Source organism: Ferruginibacter lapsinanis (genome assembly GCF_020783315.1).
Taxonomy (GTDB): Bacteria; Bacteroidota; Bacteroidia; order Chitinophagales; family Chitinophagaceae; genus Ferruginibacter; species Ferruginibacter lapsinanis.
In genome coordinates this window covers 2,997,435-3,023,138 of sequence record NZ_CP086063.1, presented here as the reverse complement: position 1 = coordinate 3,023,138, position 25,704 = coordinate 2,997,435, and the positions used below count along the sequence as shown (strand labels likewise).

General features: G+C 40.3%; 4 protein-coding genes. 3 read left to right on the top strand and 1 reads right to left on the bottom strand.

Annotated elements, in window-relative coordinates; translation table 11 throughout:
* Positions 1 to 176: 176 nt before the first annotated feature.
* Positions 177 to 6,935 (top strand): hypothetical protein, encoded by a 6,759-nt coding sequence (locus LK994_RS12665; protein WP_229760457.1) that lies wholly within the window; start codon positions 177 to 179, stop codon positions 6,933 to 6,935.
* A gap of 188 nt (positions 6,936 to 7,123) precedes the next feature.
* Here the strand turns inward: LK994_RS12665 and LK994_RS12660 are convergent, their stop codons facing one another.
* Complete coding sequence (locus LK994_RS12660) at positions 7,124 to 8,350, bottom strand: hypothetical protein (protein WP_229760456.1); 1,227 nt, start codon at positions 8,348 to 8,350, stop codon at positions 7,124 to 7,126.
* Positions 8,351 to 8,744: 394 nt separating this feature from the next.
* Here LK994_RS12660 and LK994_RS12655 point away from each other — a divergent pair, with 394 nt between their 5' ends.
* A complete protein-coding gene (locus LK994_RS12655; RefSeq protein ID WP_229760455.1) occupies positions 8,745 to 15,203 on the top strand; it encodes a beta strand repeat-containing protein in 6,459 nt (2,152 codons plus the stop codon).
* Positions 15,204 to 15,783: 580 nt separating this feature from the next.
* Positions 15,784 to 25,695 (top strand): hypothetical protein, encoded by a 9,912-nt coding sequence (locus LK994_RS12650; protein ID WP_229760454.1) that lies wholly within the window; start codon positions 15,784 to 15,786, stop codon positions 25,693 to 25,695.
* Positions 25,696 to 25,704: the final 9 nt, after the last annotated feature.

Genomic DNA, 25,704 nt, shown 5'->3' with positions numbered 1-25,704 from the left:
TATATTTCTTTTTGTTATTTTTTGTGCAACCAATTTAACAAATTCAGCATCTTACATAGGTATAATACAGTATATTTTCCGTAACTTTAAAGTGGGTTTTTTCTTCTTTATATAGTTTTCGGTTCAATATACCGGTAAATATTGTTTGCTTGGATAACCTTTTTGAATGTTTGCGTATGAAGAAAGAATTACATATTTTTTTATTACTATTTTCCCCCAACCAGAAGAGAAATAAGAGACCTTTTTTTTATTTACAGTACAACTTATTACTTACTATATTTTTTCTTTTAGCAAATACTGTTTTATTTGCCCAATCGCCTAATTATTTTTCAAGTGGTGATTATGCAAATCCTAATAACTGGGCACAGGGAAGTGCAGTAAACATGAGCGGTAGTTTTGGAGGATCATATATTCACACCACTACACCTAACACCGCAGGTAATAAATATTTTCGATTCTATAGTGCCACTACAGGAGGTACTACCTATGAACCAAATGGCGGTGCAGATATTTTACTTACTTCAAGTACTTCTTCTGCCTTACAGGTTACGGGTAGTGGCAAAGCGTATTATTTAAATATTGCGAATGCTTCAAGCAATGTGGTTTTTAAAACCATGGGAAGCGGTACGCCTGGAACAAGTACGGTGGTGGCTTTTGAAGTGCAGGGTACAGTTCAAACTGTAACAGGAGTTACTCAAAGCCCTACAGTTGCTCAAGGGGTGAACGCAGGACAAAATGTAACGGTAACGGCTACACTTTCTGGTTCTTTTGCCACTGGTCAGGCAGTTTATTTGCGGTATACAACAAACAGTTACATTAGTTCCACAGTAGTGGCCATGACTGGGGCTGGTACTACATATACAGCAACAATTCCAACTACCACAAATACAGCAAGTGCAGCCGTAAGCTATTATGTTTTTACATCCGGCACAAGTAATGTAGCGGCGGATGGTAGCAATGCAGATCTTTTTACGATCAACGGAAATAACAATGGAGGCTCAAATTATACGTACACGGTAGGCGCATCAACCACAACGTACAGCTATATAACAGCACAATCAGGTAACTGGAGTACTGCATCTACCTGGGTAGGCACAGTTGTTCCGCCGGCAAATGCCAATCGCACAATTTCTACGGGGCATGTTGTAACACATGATATAGACGTAACCGGAGGTAATCTAACAATTGATGGAACATTGAATCTTACAAGTAATACATTGGTGTTAGGTAAAACAACCGCCATATCTACAATAACAGTAAATGGCACTTTAACGGTTGCAAATACTGTTGCGACTCAAACAACTTCCGGGATAAATGCAACAACACTTACTGTTAGTTCTACCGGTGTTTTTACTAACAATGCAGGTTTGGCTTTGGCAGTTAAAGTGACTAATTTTAATGTGAATAGTGGTGGATATTATACTCATAATGCAACAACAACTTCGGGAGGAGCCAATGCCGATTTTCCGGGGACAGTCTGGAGTTTTGGAGCAACCTCAACTGTTGAGATTCAAAAATGGGGAAGTGGTGGTTCTGCTCCGATTCCTTTAGTGCCTATAGGTGGAAGCGGATGGGGACACTTGAAAATAAATATAACAACAGGAACACAAAACTGGAATCAGAGTGGAAATGTCATCAAAACTCAAGGTAATTTTTATTTAACGTCTATAGCAAGTAGTGCCAAGATCTTTTATCTTACGAGCGGCTCAGGAACAGGTGGATTAGATATAGGAGGTAACATGTATTTAGATGGCGCTAATGTTAGTCTATTTGTAAGTTCAGGAGGCTCATCCACTTTGACAATTACAGTGGGAGGAGATTTATTGGTCAGCAATGGTATCTTAGATTTAAAAGGAGCTTCAGGTGGAAATGCAACAACAATAAATGTTAATGGTACTTATGCAGGGAGTACCGGAAAAATAGCCATCTCTGCGGGTGCAATAAGAAATGGTACAAGTAGCGGTAATGCTGTTTGGACAATAACCACATATGGTAATTTTGAATTGTCTGGTACAGGAACATTTACAGGCGCTACAACTTCCACTGCACCTGCATCTACTGGTTATACTTTAAATATTGGTGGAAATTTTAGTATGACTGGGGGGACACTTACACATAGTTCAGCAACATCAACCGGTAGCGAAATCAAAGCGAACTTCATAAATGGAGCAAGCGCTACGGTATCATTTATTAAATCGGGAGGCACGCTCACTGCTTATAGTCCAATCGTATGGACCATTGGGAATGGAAGCACTTCAAATAAAGTGTTGGTCTTGAATAATGATCTAATGACAGCGAAATCTTCATCTTCTGCTATTGGGGGAGTAGTGGTCAGTACAGGCTCAACACTTGATTGTACCTCGTATAATGTAACCAGCGAGACAGCAAATACTACTTTTGGAGGCAATTTTACTTTACAATCCGGAGCCACTATAAAAATAGGAAATGCTGCAGGAATTGTTTCTACATTAACTTCTTTTACAGGTAGTGTTCAAACTTATGCTTCAAGAAGCTTTAGTTCAGGGGGCAATTATGAATATGTAGGCTCGGCGGTTTCAATGGTTACGGGAACAGCGTTACCAACAACTGTTCATAATCTTACAATAAATAATTCTAATGGAGTAACACTTAATAATACCGGAGCAACCGTTACAATAGCTAACAATGGCACTAACGGAACACTATACCTGACAAGTGGTATTTTTAATACAATTACAAATAGCGGAATAGTCATAGTGCCACAAAATCAGTCTGTATCCCGTACTAGTGGCTGGGTGTATGGTAGTTTGCAAAAATATGTTTCTGCATCTACAAATTTTGAAGTAGGTGATGCTACCTATTATACCAATGTGAATCTAAATGGAACCACCAGCATTACCACACCTGGTTTATTTACGGTAAAAACAAACACGGCTACAGAGCATCCCAATATTGCTACATCAGATATTGATCAGACAAAAGATGATAACTCTTATTTTACACTCACCAACAGCGGACCTGTTACTTTCAACGGAGGGGCAACAATAGTATTTAATTATCCTACGGGAGATATTGATGGGGGAGCTACAGCCACTAATTTTAAATTGGGTAATTATAACGCAGGATGGACCTATCCATCATCGATCACTGCAGCGGCTAATAGTATGACAGTTACCGCACAAACAACTTTCGGAGATTTTCAGGCAGGGGAAGCATCTTGTACCTTTGGAACATGGAAAGGTACAACAAGTACAGATTGGCATACGGGGACCAACTGGTGCGGAGGAGTACCATCTTCAACAACAGACGTAATTATACCGAATGTCACTAACAAGCCTGTGATATCCACAGCAGATGCGGTTGCAAAAACTATAGTTATTCAATCCGGTTCGTCTCTTACAATGTCTGGTGCTTTTAATCTTACATTAAGTGGTAATGCATTTACAAATAATGCCGGGGCTGGTGGTTTCGTCGCTTCTTCAAGCACAGGAGCGCTGATTTTTTCAGGTACCAATGCTACAATTAGCGGAACAAACAATTTTCAAAATGTTGCCATCACCGGCTATGGGTTAGATTTTGGAACCGCTTCTACAGTTAATGGAACGTTTACAATCAACTCGGGTGGTTTCGTAAACAATAGTCATCCTCCTTTTTATGCTTGTTCGGGAACATTAAAATATAATACAACCGGTTCTTATAACAGGGGATCAGAATGGGTTTCCGGTGCTACCACAGGACAAGTGGGATATCCGGGTAATGTGCAGGTTAGTAATACCACAACACTTAACTATGGAACAACATCAACGGCTACAGCTATTTGCGGAAACCTGATAGTTGACCTTAATTCATCTTTTAACATGGGAGCATCTACTGCTGCCTTGACCGTACCTGGTAATGTTACCATCAACGGGGCATTCGCTTTATCAACAGCATCAGGTGCCGGTGGCGATTTAAAAGTAGGTGGCAATTTTACAGTAGGGGCAGGAACTACACCTAATGGAAACGGTTTCCCAACCAATAATGGTAATGCCGTATATTTTACAGGAACATCGGGAACGCAGGTGATCACTAAAACGGGTGGAGGTACAGTCTATTTTGATAAATTGGTGAAATCTGCCGGAAGTACGCTTCAGTTAAGCAGCAGCCCTGCTACTTCAGTAAAAATAATCAGCAGCACCAATGCTCCATCTGCTAATGTACTGGAGTTTGCAAATGGTACCATCGACCTGCAGGGACAAACCTTTGAATTGAATGGCTCTGTGGCTAACTCAACTAATATAGGTGTTGATGGAGGTACTACAAGAAATATTACTTCATCTTCGGGTACAGGTACATTTGCTGTAACAGGTACTGCTACTCCGGGCACACAAAATCTAAACGTAAATGTTTTAACAACTAACAGTAAATTGATATTTGGCACCGGAGTAAATGTTACCACTCAGGTTGGGCTGGATTTTGGATTAAACGGAGTGGCTGCTGAAATTGATGGTATTTTACAAATAAACACCAATGGTTTTGTTATCGGTCATTCACCTGATTATGGTAATTCTTCTACATTGATCTATAATAATGGAGCAGGCGGATTTAAAAGAAATTTAGAGTGGACCACCAACACAGCGGGAGCTACCGGTGCCGGATACCCTAATAATATCATCGTTCAAAACAGCACACCGCTCACTTTAAATGTAACATTTGCAGCACCGAGTCCCGGGCTGGGCTGTTCGGGTTATATCGATATTCAAAATGGGGCATCGATGGATATGAATGATATGCCGTATAGTTTAACGGTGGGCTCCAATCTTACCATCAGTGGAGCTTTGACGCTTTCTACTGTGTCAGGTGGAGATTTGAATGTAGGTGGAAACTGGACAAGAACAGGCACCTTTACACAAAATGACAGGAATGTTACTTTTAATGGAAGTACAGATGCAACACTCACTGCAACAGGCGGACAACTTTTCTCTTATGTATATCTGAATAAATCTTTGAGTACAAAAAAACTGACATTGGCAAGTGATATTCGTGTGAGCGATGAGATTGGATTTACACAGGGAACGATGGACCTGGCTACAAACGGAACATTTGCCACACTGTTGTCAACGGCTACTAAAACGGCCAGGGTTGCACAAAGCAGTAGTGCCAATACAGCCTTCAGTTATGGTAGCGGAAATACAGGACAATTTATTATACAAAGATATGTGCCGGCAAAAAGAGCATGGCGTTTAATGTCGCCGCCAATTTCAGGGGCCAACGCTACTATTAGCCAGGCATGGCAGGAAGGACAGGCTTTTGATTATGCAACTACGGGAGTGCAGGCATCCGATACCGTTAGTAATGGATTTGCTACTCAAATTACGGGAGGCACTGTTTTAAATGGCTTTGACCTGAGTGTTCAGAATCATTCATCAATAAAATACTATAATACCGGTGCCTGGTTGAACCCTGCCAATACAAATGCTACTTCTGTTAAAAGTCAGGAAGGATGGATGTTGTTTGTACGGGGTGATAGAAAAAATTTCGGACAAATAACCAACCAGTATAAAACACCTACAATTACTACATTGCGACCAAGGGGAGGAATATTTATCGGACAAAAAAGATTTCCTTCAAGTGGTACACTTACCGGCAAACAGGTAATTGGTAACCCATTTGCTTCAGCATTTGATTTTCATTCTGCATACCTGGCTACTAAAACTGCCAATGGTGGAACCTTACCGTATGCCGACCAATATTATATGTGGGATCCTAATTTAGGCGGTCCACAAGGAGTAGGAGCTTTTGTAACATATACATGGAATACCGGTACTTCGACTTATGATCGTACTTCGGCCTATTCTCCCATTAGTTTAGATGACAGGTATATTCCGTCCGGAGCGGCATTCATTGTTGATTTTGGAGCAACCGGCGGATATCTATTGATCAACGAAACGGATAAGAATTCAGCAACTACTACAAAAGCGTACAGGCCATCGGCAAATGTTCGTACTAATTTACTTTCTGTGGAACCCGATGGAAGTACCTTTTTGAGTGACGGTGTATTAAATCTATTTAGTGAAAATTATAACAATGCCGTAGATCAGGATGATGCAACTAAAATGATCAATATTGAAGGAGAGAATTTCAGTACTAAGAAAGGCGATGTATTGTTATCAATTGAAAAGCGAAAATTGCCAAAGGCCAACGATACTATTTTTTACAACTGGAGCAAAGTAAAAGTAAGAGAGTATCAATTAGAAATAACTACGGATAGTTTACAGCACGGTTGGATAAATATGTTTTTGGAAGATAACTATAAAAAACTGTCAACCCCCGTTAGCTTGAATGGCGATACAACAAGATATAATTTTAAAATAGTAAGAGAAGACTCTGGTACATTTAAGGCAGACAGATTCCGCCTGATAATGAAATATGATCCGCCGGTATTTAGCAATATCAATGCTTATCAGCAGTATGATGATATCGCTGTGCAATGGCAGGTGGCCAATGAAAAATACCTTACAGAATATGTGGTAGAAAAGTCTGAGAATGGAGTAGACTTTGTGAAAGTAGGTACAGTTAAGGATTTGGAGGCTTCCGGAGTAAGTGTTAACCAATGGCTGGATACCAAACCTTTGGTTGGAAATAATTTTTACAGAGTGTATGGCGTAGGGGCAGGAGGACAAACTTTCAGCAGCAATATTGTAAAAGTAACACTGGCAAAACCTGCATTGTCTGTTTATCCGAATCCTGTTACAAACGGATTGATCGGAGTGCAACTAACGAACATGCCTAAAGGCAGTTACCAGGTGGTAGTGATCAATAGCCAGGGACAAAAAATCACCGCAAGAACGATCAACCATGCCGGAGGAAATGGTACAGAAAAAATTCCTTTAACAACAGTTAAAACAAAAGGCATTTATCAGGTACAAATTATACAGCCGGATGGTAAAAAAGAAGCCGTTAAAGTGGTCTATTAAATAACTCTTGCACAAAAATATATAAAACTGATGTTATCGAAAAGATGACCGGCATATAATGCGCTCTCTATGTACTTTGTGTATTCTTCGTGAGTCTGTGTGAAAAGTATAATTATTTTATTCTCTATAGCATATTCAAAAAAAATCCGAAGTGCAATACTTCGGATTTTTTTATATCAATCAATATTTTATCGGCCAATTAATTTAAACGATTGAGAAAATTTACCGGGTCCTGTGATCGACAACTGATACAATCCGGGTAAGATCTTTTTATCTGTAGAAATGGTTTGCGTAGCATTTCCTCCGGCATGATTAATAGACTTTGTTAGTATCAGCGAACCGGTATTACTCAGTATATTCAACTGATACAGGCCCCTGGGCATATTCGTCATTTGTACCATTGTAGTACCTTCTGTAAGCACAGTAGGATATACCGTCAATGATGAATTTATTTTATTACCGGAGATCACTTTTATTATTTTACTGTAAGCGATCGTTCCGTTCTTATTCAAATGACAGATCCTGTAATAACTGGTTCCTTGTTCAGGTTTTGTGTCAATCCAGTTATAAGTTTTGCCCGAAGCAGTATTGTCGATAACTGGTTGTGTATATACTTTTGAAAAGTCGATACCATTGGTTGATCTTTCAATACTGTATTGCTGTATGTTGATCTCATTTTCAACTGTCCATTCAAGATTCACATAGTTGAATTGTTCATATGCTTTTACTGATGAATAAGTTACCGGCAGATCTCCACTCGGTCTGAATACAATAGAAAACCGTGTAGGCTCTTTCATTAAAGGTCTGGCGGGTAATACATCAAAATCAAATTTGGTTATATCGTTGTTTGTTGAAACATTGATTGGTGTAAGTGTACCAGAATAACTATCTCTCAAATAAGGAACCAACAGCGGATCCCAGTTTTGAGCTGTGAATTGGAACTGATATTTTTTATAATCCATCTGCAAAACTTCCAGATTAATGGTATCCTGTATTGTAACAGGAGTTCTGCTTTCGATGGCTAATTGAATGCCATCTCTTAAAATACTCAGACTTTCTTTTGTATTGAATGAATTTAATTTAATTGCATCCTGGTAATCTACCGCATTGTTGTAGGTAGGATAAAAGGTGTTTACAATTCCATCTGATAAAGTAGCCACTCCAAGATCATCTACCGTATACAGACTTGTATACAATTTGTATAACTGACTCGGTCCTGATAAAACAACTGATGATTGCGGAGGCGTATTGCCTGCATTTTTAGCCGAAGCAAATTGTGCAGAGCAAAATATTAATGCAGTGATCAAAGCAATGATATCAATTAATTTTTTTACTAAACCTCTTTCAATATTGATATGACTTTTGCTCGATAACCAATCGGGAATAATGGCCGTAAATGATAAATTGCTTTTCATAGTAAGGATAATTTTGGACTTGGATAATGACGTTTGAAGGCTGTTTTTTAGTAACAGACCGACTTCGTCAATTACCATAACGGATAATTGGCCCCGATTATTGTACCTATATGAAAATGGCTGTGATGCCATAAAGAGCAATTTACCTTCAAGATAGTAAATAAAATCAATTTACGCAATCGTTCCCGACATCGTTTGTGTAGGTTTTATCCCCTGAAATGACCTTTTGTTGACAATTTAATAGGTACTTTGCAGTAGAAATTTGGTAATTTTATACCTGATTGACTTTGTCCATTTCCTTAGTAATACCCTCAACTTTTTTATTATTTAAAATATTAAACTTTTTTAAGGTTTAATCAGTGATGCTATTGCTAAATGAAAAAAAAAATTCTGTATGAAAAATAAATTTACCCCTTTACTTTTTAAGGTCGTAATATTAATAATTATTGGTGCTTTTTTTATTTCCACTCACACTAATGCTCAAGTTATTAATGAAGGTTTTGAAGAAGCCGGTTGGGTTACATCAACTAATAGTCTTGGGAATCAAACTGTAGTTATAAACACTACTGGAACTGCATCAATCAATAATGGAAGTTGGATTTATAATGGAGGATCTGTTAACAGTGTGGCCGCTTCTTCTATAGCCGGTACTAAAGATTTTTGGTTAGCGGGTTCATCCAATAATTTTATAATTACGCCAATTATTAATGCTGGGGTTTCTGTAGTTACAGTTGTAGTGAAAGGGGCTACAGGTACAGTTCCAAATATGATAATTGGATTTGCGACAAATCTTACAGTTACAGCAAATACGGGAAGTATATCGTCTTCGGGAGCAGGAAATGCTTTTTCAATAAACAGTAGTATTTATACAGGGTTACCTGTTTTAGGTGGTTCTCCGGTTACATTAACTTTTAGTGTTACTCATTCTGGTGGTAGCAATCCTGGATATGTAAAATTTCAAAGAAGTGCTACGGGGCAATTATTAATTGATGATATCATTGTTATGCCTTTCTGTACGCTTCCGGTTTTTAGTACACAACCGTCAACTTCTGCGCAAACAGTTTGTCAGGGAGGTAGTGCAACGGCTTTAACCGTAGCGGCATCACCGGTTGCTTCTTATCAATGGTATTCTAATGCATCCAATTCAAATTCAGGAGGTACTTTAATTTCGGGGGCTACCAGTGCTTCCTATACTCCGTCAAGTGCAACAGCTGGGGCACTCTATTACTATTGTGAAGCACTTAATGGTGGATCTTGTGTTACCAAATCAAATGTTTCAGGATTAATTACCATTAATGCCACATCAGTTGGTGGGTCTGTAGGTAGCAATGCAACAGTTTGTACGGGCAGCAACAGTGGTACTCTTACATTGACCGGTAAAACCGGTACGGTGGACAAATGGCAATCCGCTACAGTAAGTGATTTTTCTTCCTATACAGATATTGCTAATACTACTACCAGTCAGTCTTACACAAATATAGGCGCCACTACTTATTACAGGGCAGTGGTTTCAAATGGAGTATGTCCTGCATCTAATTCCAGTGCGGCCACTATTACAGTAACCACAGCACCGGATCTGTCTAACCTGTCTACATCTGTAGCTGCCGGTTGCCAGGGTACTGCATTTGCGGTTACGCTTACGTCTTCATCATTAGCCAGTAAAACCTATACGGTTACTTATGATCTTACTGGGGCAAACACAGGTACAGGCCTTACTGCTTCCGTTACTATGTCCGGCGGAACAGGTTCATTTAATACAGGTTCACTGGCAAATTCAGGATCAACTACTATTACCATTACATCCATAGCTGAAGGCTCTTGTAGCAGTGCTCCGGGTGGAGCTACAGGTACGGCAACTTTTACGGTGTCGGCTTTCCCAACGATCACATTGGGAACCAATCCTACAGTATGTTATTCGGCAAGTAGTCAAACAGCTAACTTATCTTATTCAGCAACAACATCCAGTCCTACCACCTATAGTATCTCAGGTTGGAGTGGCGGTTCTTTCGCAAACGTAACCAATGCGGCGCTGGCAGCAGCACCTTCCAATATTGCCATTACTGTACCGGCCGGAACAGCAGCAGGTACATATACAGCTAACCTAACGGTATCGGGTACATGTACAAGCAGTAACTATGCGATCAGTGTTACAGTAAACCAGGTAACGGTAACGCCTACCAGCCAAACAGTTGCTTTCGGTGCAACATCTATGTCGTTACCTGTTTCTACAACTGGTTCGCCTAATGAATACAGCATTGATTTTGCAGATGCATCGTTTACAGATATTGCATACACTACCTTGTCAGGTAGTCCGATCACACCGATAGCGATACCGGCAAAATCTACAAATACTCCATTTAATGCTACTATAACGGTAAGAAATACTACCACAGGTTGTGCCAGTCCGGCTACAGCATTTACGGTAACATATGGTACATTGGCAACACATTCTTTCAGGTCTGCTGTAACAACAGGAGATTGGTCAGTTGCTGCTAACTGGGAAAGTTCAGCCGATCTGGTGAATTGGTATACATCAACGCTTGCTCCCGATTATCAATCGAAAGGGATAACGATCATGCCTTCGCATACCATATCTATCGCTTCAGGAACTGTGGTGGCGGATAGCCTAAAAGTTAAAAGTGGTGGAACCCTGGTACTGGTTGACGGCGCTACCTTAACACCAAATGATGATGCAGCACTTACCAATGATATTGAAATAGAAGGAACTTTTGAGAACAGAACTGTTGCTTCGCCTAGTTTCGGATCTACCGGATCTATGAAAATATTGGATGGAGGAACGTATAAACTAAAAGGATACACCGGTAATGGACAAATTGTTTTTACCAATGTAACATTTAACGCAGGAACAACCGGTGGTACATTATATATTGCTACCGGTGTGCCAAGATTACCTTTTGCCAATTCAGGAAATGTTATCTGGGATAGTCCTTCATCAAGTAATACCTTTTTGACCGGAACCAACTCTACCACGGTTATCGGTGGAAATTTCACCATAAAGAGTACCGGTGCCGGAGGGATCAATAATGGTTCATCCAACGTAGGAAGAACATTAAGCGTTACCAATAATATGATCATTGAAGCTGGCGAATACTATTTGGTAGGTACATCCACAGGTAACAATATTGCAGCCAACTTTACTACTACAGTTGCAGGAGATATAACCATTTCGGGTGGAACACTCGGGATCTATAACTCTACTGTAGGATATACAAGTGGTACCTTTACGTTGACAGGAAAAAATATTACCATCAGCGGCGGTAATTTATATACGATAATGACCGGGGTGCCTGCAGCAAGCAATGTTATTTTAAACATTAAAGGAGACCTGCTGCATACCAGCGGTAATTTCGGAAACAATGCTACTGGGTTGTCTGCTTTGATCAATTTCAATGGAACTGTTGCTCAAAACATCTCTACAACAGGATTGATAGCAGTGGGAACAAATAATGTAACCATTGGTAATACAGATGCTACAACAGGAGTTACGCTGAACTCTGATATGAATATCAATGGGGTTTTAAATATCACGAGTGCAAGCGGCGGAGATTTCAGGGTAAGTAATGTAGACAGATTTGCGGCTGCAAGAAATAATACATTGACCATCTCTTATAATGGCGGTAGCCCTATCAATATAGGAACCGGCCGTACATTCAATGTTGATGGAACAGTAGCGAATACGGGATACACAGGAGGATCTGTATTAAATAAAGTAGGAACGGCGGTAGTTAATTTCAACGCAGGCAGTACATATAAACATGCGGTAAATGCCGGTGCGATGGCAATTCCTACTACCTGGAATACCACTTCTACAGCCTGGATAACCGGTACAGTGGGCAATGCTCCGATCTCTACTACTTTCAATCAAAATTTTGGGAATGTTACCTGGGAATGTGCAGGTCAATCACAAAATATCAATCTTACCAATCCTTCTTCGTTTGTAATAAACGGAGATCTGACAATTAAAAATACAAATGGTTCTTACCTGCGTTTAGGAGGAACCAATGCAGCAGCTACTATTACTGCAAATAAAAAACTTATACTGAACGGTGGTAATTTAGGTATCGGTACCGGTACCGTAGCAACTACCTTAGTGGTTACGCAGGATGCTCAATTATCCAATGGAAGTACGCTGGAAGTAGGTAATGCAAGTGGTGTAGGAGGTACATCCATATTACGTTTGGCAGCAAATCTTACTGCAGCATCCGGTACAACCATTACCAATAGTTCTTCTGTAGCTTCTGGAGATTCTATTGAGTTCATAGGTACACATAGCCCTGCGCAGGTAATTACACTTACCGGTGCTACTGTGTATTCAGGAACAAGATTACATTACCAGGTAAAATCTACTGCTACAGCGCAGCTGAGTACTTCCTCAAATCTTTCAATTGGCGGAATGCTGAACATCGAAGGAGCCGGTGGTATCTTTGATATTAATGGAAATACACTTACGCTAAATGGGAACATAACGGGAACGGGTACACTATCCGGTTCTTCGTCTTCTGTTTTATCAATAGGTGGTACAAGCGGTGGTAATCTGGGAACGCTTTACTTTACATCAGGTGCCCAGTCATTAAATAATCTTACCCTCAATCGTACAGGAGGAGGAATTGCTACCTTAGGTACCGACCTTCGTGTATACGGTACCGGTACTTTCACTTCGGGTGCGTTCGAGATCAATGGAAATACATTAAGAATAAATAATGGTTCTTTCTCAAGTGGTACTTTAACCGGTTCATCCAGCTCTAATCTTACAATAGATGGCACAGGTGGCAGCATGAAATTTACCGGAGGAAAAACAACATTAAAAGACCTGTTGCTGAATGCAAGTGCTACTGCAACTTTAGCCGACAGTCTCGATATTACTGCAGGTGCAGCACCGGGTAGTGTAACGGTAGCAACCGGTTCTACTTTAACAACGAATGATAAACTTACACTTAAGTCAGATGTGAACGGAACATCAAGAGTGGGAAGATCCAGTGGCGCTATCAGTGGTAAAGCCATTGTAGAAAGATACCTGAATATTGGTACTACAGCTTACTCAAGAAGATGGCATTTATTAACGGCACCATTTCAAAAAGATGGCAACGCACAAACTATTAATGAAGCATGGCAGGAAGGAACTACCACAGGTAACCGTGCAGCTCCTGCTAATCCAAATTCAGGTTACGGTGTCCTGATCACAAAGTCCACAGCTGATACAAAAGCCAGTGATGGATTTGACCAGGGAAGTACCAATAATCCAAGCATCTATGCGCTTACGCCGGGTACATCTACATTTACAGTACCAACAAATTTGTATACGACTAAAATTACAGATAATGAAGGGTATATGCTTTTTGTAAGAGGAGACAGGTCGATCATTATCGGAAGTCAGTTTGTACCGGCCAATGCTACCAATTTAAGAGCAAAAGGTAATTTATTTGTAGGAAATGATGTACAGAGAAATCTTACTACCGGAAGAAATTTCATTGGTAATCCGTATGCATCTGCCATAAAAATGGATAGCGTTGAGGTGAACGGAACTGTGTTTAGTTCTTCAGGCTTGAGTTATTATTATTGGGATCCTAAAATGACTCCTTCGGGAACACTGGTAGGTAAATTCATTACTGTAAAAGACGATGGTATTCCCGGATTTACCAGTTACTCAGTGTCGGCTAACACAAGTGGTTTAGCTGATGGTACCATCGAATCGGGGATGGCGATCAATTTCACTTCGGCTGGTGGAGCAAATACAATGATATTCCACGAAAAAGATAAGATCAGTGCAAGCAGTAATCTTGGTTTAGCAAGTCGTCCGATAGCCGGCCGTCCTGTGGCTGTACCGGGTTTATATAAACTGTATACAAGTCTGTATGCTGCTGATGGTCCGGATAATTATAACCTGGCTGACGGAGTTGTTAATACTTTTTATCCTACTTATACGAATGCGGTAGATGAAAAGGATGCAACAAAATTATCTTCCTTTAATCAGAAAGAAGATCTGAGCGTAATAAGAGATGGCAAAAATTTAGCGATAGAAACCAGGTTACCCGTAGTGCAATCTGATACGGTCTTCCTGCAAACAAAAAATATGGATAACAAAAACTATCAGTTCCATTTTTTACCGCAAAATTTCAATCCGTCTATTGGTGCTTTTATAGAGGATACATATACGGGCATTAAAAAGCCGATCAATACAGGTACATCAGCTGAAACAGTTTTTGATTTCAGTGTTAATACAAATATTGCAGCTTCAGCTAATCCTAACAGGTTCCGGATTGTGTTCCTGGATGCTCAATCTGCTACATTACCTGTAACGATCAGCAGCATAAAAGCCGCTCAGCAAAACAGTAATATTTCGGTTGACTGGAAAGTAGAAAATGAAGTGAATATTAAATCATATGTGGTAGAAAGATCTGTTGATGGTATTCATTTTACTGCAGCAGGTACTATCAATGCTGCCGGTAGCAGTATGTACAACTGGCTGGATAAAACTCCGGCGGATGGTAATAATTATTATCGTATCCGTAGTGTTAATCAAAATGGAGAAATAGCGTACAGCCAGATTGTACGGGTATCAATAGGTAAACAAGCACCATCGTTGACTGTGTATCCTACTGTGATCACTAACGGCAAGGCAGAGTTACAATTGAACAATATGCCAAAAGGCAGGTATGATATACGTTTGATCAATGCCGCCGGCCAACTGATGTCATCACAACAACTGACACATGCAGGCGGTAGTGCAACAGAAACCATTCAAACGGGCAAATTAGTAGCTAAGGGTATATATCAATTAGAAGTGATCCAGCCGGATCATACTAAAACAACTTTGAAACTGGTAAATCAGTAATTGTATAGATGAAGAACACGAAAGCAGCATCTTGTAAAGGTGCTGTTTTTCATTTGCTTTTACAATAAGAGATCAAATGAAAAAAGGATGGTTAAAAAATGACAATGTTTTACCCGGATTTTTTACCATATAAATAGTGTAGAAATAAGTGTAATATGTTATAAAAAACAATGTGTATTTTTTAGGGTTATGATAAAATAATATCTGTAAAATGCTGCCTGTCAACGCATAATTTTTTTTGATTGTAGAATAATTACTACAAATAAGATTATTAGTAAATGTTTTGTTAGATAGCTGATTTTTCTGTATTTTAGCAGTCATTTCGTGTGAAAAACTGGCGAACATATTTTGTAATTTGTTATTAAGTAGTCACCGAGCCGAAGCAAAACCTTATCCCTTTTTTTGGTTACTAAAATGGTTTTCGTTTATTCTTATCCAAGCCTGTGAAAATTTGTTTTTATTACTATTTCGAATAAATCGGTATTAACAAATTGAACAAATATTAATGTTTGCTGTCATGAAAAACTTTACTTCGGCACTACTGTGTCTATCACTGTTATCTCGTTTTCAATTAAAATTTATGAATAAATTGTTTGTAAAAGCTTCGGCTTTTGTAGTGGTGTTATTGCTATCACTGAGCAGTGTTGTGAAGGCACAGGTGATTGTGGAGACGTTTGAGAGTTCAGATTGGACTACTTTAGCTGCTGCAACATTCGGTACAAATACAATAAGTGTTACTGCTACGACATCAAGTCAGAGTATAACCAGTTATAGTGCTAGTACTGCTACTGCAGTAACAGCGCTTACTAGCGGAGCTGCAAGTACAGGGAATTGGTCGTGGATGTATAGTAAGGTTTCTATCAGCAATTTGCCAGCAACCTGGACAAACGCGGCGACATCAAATTCTAGTAAATTAAGTGTCCATTCCTCGACATCTGCTTTACGTATGCAATCAGGAGCTTACTTAATTACTCCAGTTTTAACAACAGGTGTTACGCAAATTACATTTTGGATGGCGGGAGGCACAGGTAATGCTAGTACAAGGGTAGCAGCACAAACTGCCGCTACAGCTACAGGGGTAACCGGTTATAATTCATTAAACTACACTATCAGTGCTTCAACTTTTACAACTGGTAACGCAGCAGGCCAAAGAGCACAATTTACTTATGGCGTAAGTTTGACTGATCCTGCTAGAGTAGCTTTTGAATTTGTTAATAATGGTTGGATTGACGATGTTGTAATCACAGCACCTACAGTTACAGCCACTCAATTAGCATTGGTTAGCGTACCGGGTACTGGTACAACAGGTAATCCGATCACAACTTTTACTGTTGAAGGAAGAACTGCGGGCAATACATTAGCGACAGGTTTTACCGGAACGGTTACACTTACCAAAGCAACGGGTACAGGTTCAATCGTTGGTACATTGTCGGCCAATGCTGTAGCAGGTGTTGCAACCTTCAGTAATGTGGCATTTAATCAGGCCAGTACTTTCACCATAACAGCGGCCTCTACGGGGCTTACTTCAGCTACTTCGGGCAATATAGTGATCAGTAATCCAAGTACTAATATTTTTGGTGGTGATGGGGTTAACTGGGTAGGATCTAACCAAACACCAACTGCCTATTCTCAACCAACAAACTGTACTTATCCTGATTACAGGGTATTAAAATATCGTAAAGTAAATACCACCGGCGCCACCCCTACAGATGGCCGTGGGCAATGGGTTACCACTGTTAATGCTCAATCTTCAGGTGGAGATGTATCTACTACCAACATGACAGGTGGTAGCAGCAATGGATTCATTTTTACGTCAGGTGGTGGTTGTGGCAGTACAGGTACTTACGCCAATAAATGGAATTTTTCGGGTACATCATCAGGAACTGTAGATGGTATTACCGGCGCACAATGGGTTACATCGGGTGGTAATGATATGGGGCTGAATATGAGTACTGCCGGTAGATATACCTTTGTATTGAAAGATGCAGGATATGCTACTTCCGGATATTATGTAGGGTACACTACCAATGCACCTGTTACGATGACCCACAATACGGGTACACAAAGAACGCAAAATGCGGATGGAACAGTAACGATCACTGCTACCACCAGTGCAGCACCATCTTCTCAGGAAAAATTTTACGTAAGGTATAAAACCACTACCAATGATTTTTCTACGGGATCATCTACTATTTCTGCAGCAGGTAGTATTGCCGGTTCAACCATTACATTAACCATACCTATACAAGCGGATGGTGCAACAGTGTATTACTATATTTTTAGTTCTACCATGTCACAGTCAAGTCTGGCTGCACTTAGCGAAGGCGATAAATCTTATGCTGTATTGAACTATGCAGATAATAGCGGAAGCAATTATTCTTATACACAATTATCGTTGACACCAACAATTAGTACTGTTGTTCCAACAGCGGTAACGGGCATAAGCGGGCAATCTAATGGTACCGGTTACAAAGGACAAACTATCACTATTAATGGTACTAATTTCCAAAGTAATGCCACTGTTAGTTTCAACGGCACTGCAGCTACATCGGTAACTTTTGTCAACTCAACTCAGTTAACTGCAGTTGTAAATAATACAGGAGCAAATTCATCGGGTAATACTCAGGTTACTAACCCTTCTCCAGGTCTTTCGGCAACACAAGCATTTAATTTTCTTGGTTATATAACTACCAGTACAGGAACAATCAATACTGCATCAAACTGGTTAGGAGGAACAGTTCCAACCGCTAATAGTACAGTTACAATAGCACATGTGATGACGCACTCTGGCGGTGCTACGACTAACTCTCCATTTGCAGCAGTAACTGTTCTTACCGGCGTAAGCTTAAAGGTTGGTTCAACCGGTAGTATGACGGTTACGAACGCTGTTACTACAGTAGGCACGGGAGAGTTCGGTTTTACGAATGCAACTGCTACTGCTTCAGTGGGTAGCATTGTAAATGCAGGTACAGTTTCATGGACAGCTGCAGGGGTATTAACTATCAGTAGTGCAGGTGCATTTACTAATAATGGTACAGTTACTTCAAGTACTTTCGGTAGTGTGGTGTTTGCAGGAGCCGGAACAGTGAATGGTTCTAATGCAACAACTTTCTACAATCTTACGATCAATGGAAGTACTACATTAACAACAGTACCTACTATTAATGGTACTTTACAGATCAATGCAGGTAGTAATGTTTCTGCATCGCCATTCTATGGTACTTCATCTACCTTATTTTATAACATAACTACTTACAACCGATTTAATGAGTGGGCTGCCGGAACAACCAGCAGTGCCAGTGCAGGATATCCAAACAATGTAACAGTGGGTAGCAGTACACAGGCTTGTGCACTTAATCTGCAAAACAGCAGTGATCTGCAGATGGGAGGAACACTTACTATTGGTGCAGCATCGGGTTCTGCAAGTTCAGTAACATTAAATGATAACGGAACAACCCCAAGACCACTTACTGTAATTGGTAGTGTGGCGATCAATGCTACCGGTACACTTACACTGGGTAATATTAACGGAGCAAATGCCGGTGATATAAAAGTGAGTGGTAACTGGACCAACTCGGGTACATTTACGCCTAACTCACGTGCGGTATTTTTCAATGCAGCTACCGGAAATCAAACGGTTACCAAATCAACCGGTGAAACTTTTGATTATGTAATTGTAAACAAAGCTACTTCAGGTAATGTGGTGTTAGGAGGTGCGGTTACGATCAACCAAACCATTACATTAACCCAAGGCTTAGTAGATATAGGTGCTTTCAATCTCACCTTCGGAGCTTCGGGTACAAGTGCCAGTGCAAGTACAGCAAGTTATATTGCCACAACAAGTACAGGTAAAGTAATTAAAACACATACAGGTACATTTACTTACCCGATAGGAGCAACTACCACGGGTAAATATGCTCCGGTAGTGATTACTAACAATGGCGCCAGTCAAACTTATACAATAGGAGCTGCAAATACTACGTACACACCTTCATCTGATGGAGCTTTATGGCAATGGACAGTTTCAGCCAGTGGAACCAGTTCTACTGATATAGGGTTTACCTGGCTAACTGCTGATGCAGGAGCCAATCTTAGTGCCAGTCCTTCTTCGGGTAAGGCATACCGTTATAACGGTGCCAGCTGGGTGAACATTGGTGGTAGTACCACTGGTACACCTAATGTGACCACTGTTACTGGTATCACCAGTTTTACCAATACAATATGGACGGTGGTATTACCTCCGATCATTTATTATAATGTAGCCAATAGTGATGTATCTCAATTAACCAACTGGGGTTTAAATACAGATGGATCAGGTAGCAATCCTCCGAATTTTACAGCCAACAGTGCTGCGTATAATTTGTATAATGGAACTACCAATACTTTAGGAACAAATACTACTTTCTCTGGTACCGGTTCTGCGTTGAATATCGGCGACGGAGTTAATCCGGTAGGTCTTTCGGTTTCTACTACATTGACCGGAACACTTGCAGCAACTGTTGCAGCTAATGCAACAGTCACTATAGCATCAGGTGGTACATATACAGTAGGAGCTGCCAGTACACTGGCAATTGGCGGTACATTTGTTAACAGCGGTACAATTACAGCTACAGGCACATGGAGTGTTGTATCAGGCGGTACGTATGTGCACAATTCTACTAGTGGAATTTCGACGCCGTTCGGGCAGTTGACTTTGGCAACAGGTAGTAATTTTATTTACAGAGGTACTTCAGCAATGCAGCCGCAAATGACTGTATCAGGTAAATCTTATTATAACCTTTCTTTTGAAAGTACATCAGGAAGCTGGTCTAACTTCAGTAATTTTTCTGGTTCTGGAACTTTAACAGTATTAGGTAATTTATCTGTAGGTGGCGCAGGTGCAGGTACAGTTTCAATGGGATTAACGGCCTTTACAGGTACAATTGCTGTTACAGGTAACATTTCTATTGTTACAGGCAATACATTAAATCTTACAACTGGTAATAGTCCAATTACTGTAGGTGGTAACTGGACAAATAGCGGTACGTTTACTCCTGCTTCAGGATCTGTATCATTTAATGGTTCATCTAACAGTGTTGCACAAACGATTACAGGCAATACCACATTTAATGTATTAAATATTAATAACACAGGTTCAATTGCATTGGTTACTACTACCGGTTCAGAAACAGGGGCAGTGGTAATCAATAGTGGAACAACTATCACTATAGGTACTGCAGCAAGTTCTGTAACCAGAACAGCAGGAACCTTACTTGTAAAAGGAACGATCACAAGTGCAGGGACAAGTACTACAGTATTTGCCGGCACAACTCCGTTTACTGCTACTACTTTAGGTTTTGCGTCTACGGGAGTATTTAATTTGACGGGTAATGGAGGACAAATTCCTCCGGCCAACTGGAATGCAGCTTCAACGATAAATATTACAGGTATCACTACCACAAATGTTATTGGATCAGTTGGAACTCCTGCAACTAGTTTTGGTAACATGGTTGTGGATCTTCCTAACCTGGCACCAGCAACTCCTCCGTTGAAATTATTAACAGGTTTTCCTACCTCTACTACTTTTGCCGGTAATCTGACATTATTAAGAACCAATGGTTCACAAGCACAGATCTTTACAAGTAGTGGTGCAACTTCAGCCACTGTAAATACATTAACTCAAAACTGTGGTTTATGGTTATTTAATAATGGAACCTATACCATGACGGTTAATAACGATTTCAGAATGGTAGATTCATTATCAGGTACAAGCGGATATAATGCAGCGGAATTATCATTTGGTAGTAGTGGATCTGGAACATTGGATGTAAAAAATACCTTTTTGATGAGTGGTTCTATTTCTGCTAATGGTATTAAAACAGTTGGTAATACAGCAACGATCAAATTCAGCGGTACATCAGCTCAAAGTGCTACATTCTTAAATTTAACTGCATCCTCAGGAACGTTGGGTGTAACATTAAATAACAGTAATGGAGTAACATTGAACAGTAGTCTTACAGTACCGAATGCGTTAACACTTACCTCCGGTAAATTAACATTGGGTAATAACAACCTAACGGTTGCGTCTACCTCAGGGGCAAGCAGCAGCAGTTATGTGGCTACTACAGGTACAGGCCAATTAACAATCAATAGTGTTGTTGCTTCGCCTATAGCATTCCCAATTGGTACATCGAGTACATATACACCATTAACCATTACAGGAACTGCGACTGCGTCTAATTTCACAACGAGTGTTAGCACAACACTTCCGGGAACTTTGGTAAACGCAACTAAAATGGTCAATCTTGGCTGGAAAGTAACTTCTTCGGCAAATATTACTCCGGCTACTATTTTGCTTCAATGGAATACAGCTAACCATGCCGGTTCATTCTCTGCTGCATCTTCTTGTGATTTTGCTTATTACAATGGATCGGCATATACCGTAGCGTCAACCAGCACTCCATCAGGAGCGAACCCTTATACATTAACATCTTCAACAGGGTTAGGAGCAGGAACCACCACTTACACGTATGTGGTAGGTAACTTTGGTGCAGTAGCTCCAATGGTTTCAACCTCAACTGGTGGAGCATGGACTAGCGGAAGCAGTTGGGTAGGAGGTTTAGCACCATCAACCTCTCATAATATTCAGATTGTAAATGGCGCTACAGTAACAACTACAGGGTTAACACAAACCGGTACGGTTACGGTTGATGCTGGCGGTGCATTGCAAACCTCAGGTACTTTCAACGCAAGTGGAGGTATTACAGTGAATGGAACTTTCCAGATCAGTCAGGGAGGTTATGCAACCGGTACATTTACTTATGGATCAAATTCAACTTTGATATATGCAAATACTTCAGGACAATATGGTATCAATTACGATCATTCATACTGGCCTTCTAGCAATGGCCCTACCAATGTAATTGTAGGTTCAGGTGGTATTAATTTTGGAAACAACAATAATACATCTGCTATGGCCAGAACTGTAACCGGTGTATTCCAAACTTCCGGTCCTGTATCAATTACTTCCAATACAGGGACTTCAGTGCTGACACTTTCAGGAACTTGTTTGGTTAATGCAGGAGGCTCTTTCAATCAGGCACCTACTTTCTCCGGAACCAGTTCAACAGTTACTTACAACACAGGAGGAAGTATTACCACTTCCAGTGAGTGGAGTGGTGCAGGTTCTGCAGTTGGTGCAGGTGTTCCGTATAATGTGGTGATACAAAATACAGGTACAGCTACAACAATTAATGCAGCCCGTAGTATTTTAGGAACATTAACTGTAAATAGCGGAACCAGTGTAATTCTGGCAGCGGCTTATACAGGAGCTTCCAGTATTGCCGGCACATTACAATTAAATGCAGGCGGTACAGTAAGTGCAGCACCAACGTATACGAATACATCGAGTGTAAAATATAACCAGGGTGCTTCTGTTAATACAGGTAACGAATGGACAGCAAATGGTTCAACTGCTGGTTCAGGTATTCCACAGAATATAACCATACAAAACGGTACAACGCTAACCATGCCGTCTTCAGACAGAGGTTTGGCAGGTAATTTAGATATTAATAGTGGAACACTGACCTTGAATGGTACATCGGGAGATCTGTATGTTGCAGGAAACTGGACCAGGTCATCAGGTTCAACATTTACGCCAAACGGAAGAGCTGTATTCTTCAATGGAACAAATAACACACAAACAATTGCTGTTACAAGCGGTGGAACAGAAACATTCAATTACCTGTTAATTGCAAAACCAACCGGAGGCAATGTAACATTAAGCAGCAGCCCAGCTACTAATGTTACTGTTTCTTCAACTACAGGAAATGTGTTGGAAATAAGTAATGCCGGTGGTTTAGATCTGAATGGACAAACCTTTACCTTAAGTGGTAACGGAGGTAATATCAATGCGAATGGTGGTACACGAAATATCATTGGTACCGGAGGAGGAACATTTAATATAACAGGTAGTAAAACTGTAATAGGAACTGCTCTGGTATTTGGAACAGGTGTAACAGTAGATGCAACTGCAGGTATTGACTTTGGAACAGGAAACCTGACGACCATAAACGGTAACTTAAGATTGAGTTCTGGCGGATCAGTATCTACCAATTCTCCGATCTATGGCAGTGCATCTGCATTGATCTACAATCAGGGAGGTACACCAACATTTGGTTTAGAGTGGACAGGTAACAGTTCTACCGCAGGAACAGGTATTCCAAAAAATGTTACCATACAAAATAGTACTACAGTTAATATGCCATCTTCAGACAGAGGTTTGGCAGGAGACCTGTCTATCAATAGTGGAGCTTTAACATTAAATGGAACTTCGGGTAATTTATTCGTAGCCGGTAACTGGACAAGAAACAGCGGTGCTACCTTTACTCATAATAACCGTAACGTAACCTTTAACGGAGCAGCTAAAACGATCATTACTGCACCTGCATCATCAGTAAGAGATGCCAATGGAGCCCGTGGTGGAGAAACATTCTATAATGTGTACATGAGTAAAACGAATACTTCTGATAGTCTTCGGTTGTCTTCTAACGTAACCGTTGAAAATGAGATCGGTTTTGTAAAAGGAGCATTCAATTGCGGAGTGGGTGATGTGACCATTGTTTCTAATGTAAGCAAAACGGCACATGTGGCACCTATCAGTAATATCAGTAATGTATCTGTAAATTATAGCGATACCGGTAAGTTCATCATCCAACGTTTCTTACCGATAGATCCATGGTCTGCCGCACGTAGATGGAGATTATTGACAGCCCCGGTAAGTTTATCATCTACCAATGATATTACCATCAGCAGAGCATGGCAGGAAGGAGTGGCAAACAGTACGTTGTCTACGCCTGTAGATCCTCAGCCCGGCTTTGGTACTACCATTACAAATGGTAATACCGGTGCTGCTGTTACAAACGGCTTTGATCTGGGTAATACAACAAGTCCTTCGATCTACTATATGAATCCCGGACCTACGCCTGCATGGGTTGCACCTACCAATACCAATGCAACCAATATCAGTGCTCAGGAAGGATATATGGTATTCGTAAGAGGGAACAGAGCAGTTACTATCAGTAATCAGTTTGCAACACCTGATAAAACAACGTTGGAACCAAAAGGAAGGATCATCATTGGAGATACTACTAAATCTATTGTAGCCGGCGTTCAGGTAATTGGTAATCCATATGCATCGGCTATTAATTTCAATAACATGTTATACAATGGGATAGCACCCAATACACCGGCAGGTACAGGTTTGGCATATTATCTATGGGATCCTAAATCTCCGGGAGCATATAATGTAGGTCAATGGATCACCTTCTCCAGTAACGGAGATGGTACATATTCTATAACACCTACACCGGTAAGTGCTTTCTCAGATACAGGACTGATTGAATCAGGAGCTGCATTTGTGATCAATTCAGCATCTGCAGGTACATTGGTAATTCACGAGTCAGATAAAGTAGGAAGCAGCAGTACAGTAGGTATTGCCAGTCGTCCGATCGCAAGACCATTAGCAACACCAATTCCTAAAATGGCGGTAAATATGTACCTGGATAATGGCGATGGTACGAAATCAGTTATGGATGGTGTATCTGTATTATACAGCGAAGGATACAGAGATATTGTTGATATTCAGGATGCAACGAAAGTATCGACATTTACCAGCAGAGAACGCTTATCTGTAGTAAGAAATGACAAGATGTTGTCAATTGAGAGAAGGAAGACGATGGATACTGTTTTCTTAAGTGTAAACAAAATAAATGCAACAGCACATATTTTAGAGTTGATCTATACAAATGCTAATCCTTCTACAAATGCTTTCCTTGAAGATAAGTATTTGAATACCAGCACAGCTCTTGCTGAAGGAACTACTAATTATAATTTTGCGACCACAGCGGATGCAGCTTCAAGCGATACAGCAAGATTCAGGATCGTGTTCAAACCAATAGTGGTATTGCCAGTTAAATTCAGCAGTATCAAGGCGTCACAACAAGCCGGAGCAATCGCTGTTGAATGGAAGGTAGAAAATGAAGTTAATGTTAAATCATATGAAGTAGAAAGATCGGCAGATGGGGTTCATTTCAGTAAAGTAAGCACAGCATCGGTAAATGTTAACAATACAGCTACTTACAATTGGTTGGATGTTGATCCTGAAACAGGAAACAATTACTACAGAATTCGTATGGTAAGTCAGTCTGGCACATCAGTTTACAGCCAGGTTGTATTGGTGAAAACAGGTAAAGGTGCGGCAGAAATAGCGGTATATCCTAATCCAATAGTTGGAGGTATCGTAGGGTTACAGATGAATAACATGCCAAAGGGCAAATATGGTGTACGTATTTTAAATACTGTAGGTCAAACAATATTAAACAAAACTATACAACATTTAGGCGGTAATTCTATAGAAACCTTATCTTTGGGCGAAAATTCAGTAAAAGGGTTGTATAAATTGGAAGTTGTGGCCCCAGATAAGAAGATAACAACGATTGATTTACTGTATTGATACTAAACT

Bases quoted from the DNA above. Each gene is read 5' to 3' on its own strand.
- LK994_RS12660 (WP_229760456.1), bottom strand. From the start codon at position 8,350: ATGAAAAGCAATTTATCATTTACGGCCATTATTCCCGATTGGTTATCG.
- LK994_RS12665 (WP_229760457.1), top strand. From the start codon at position 177: ATGAAGAAAGAATTACATATTTTTTTATTACTATTTTCCCCCAACCAG.
- LK994_RS12650 (WP_229760454.1), top strand. From the start codon at position 15,784: ATGAATAAATTGTTTGTAAAAGCTTCGGCTTTTGTAGTGGTGTTATTG.
- LK994_RS12655 (WP_229760455.1), top strand. From the start codon at position 8,745: ATGAAAAATAAATTTACCCCTTTACTTTTTAAGGTCGTAATATTAATA.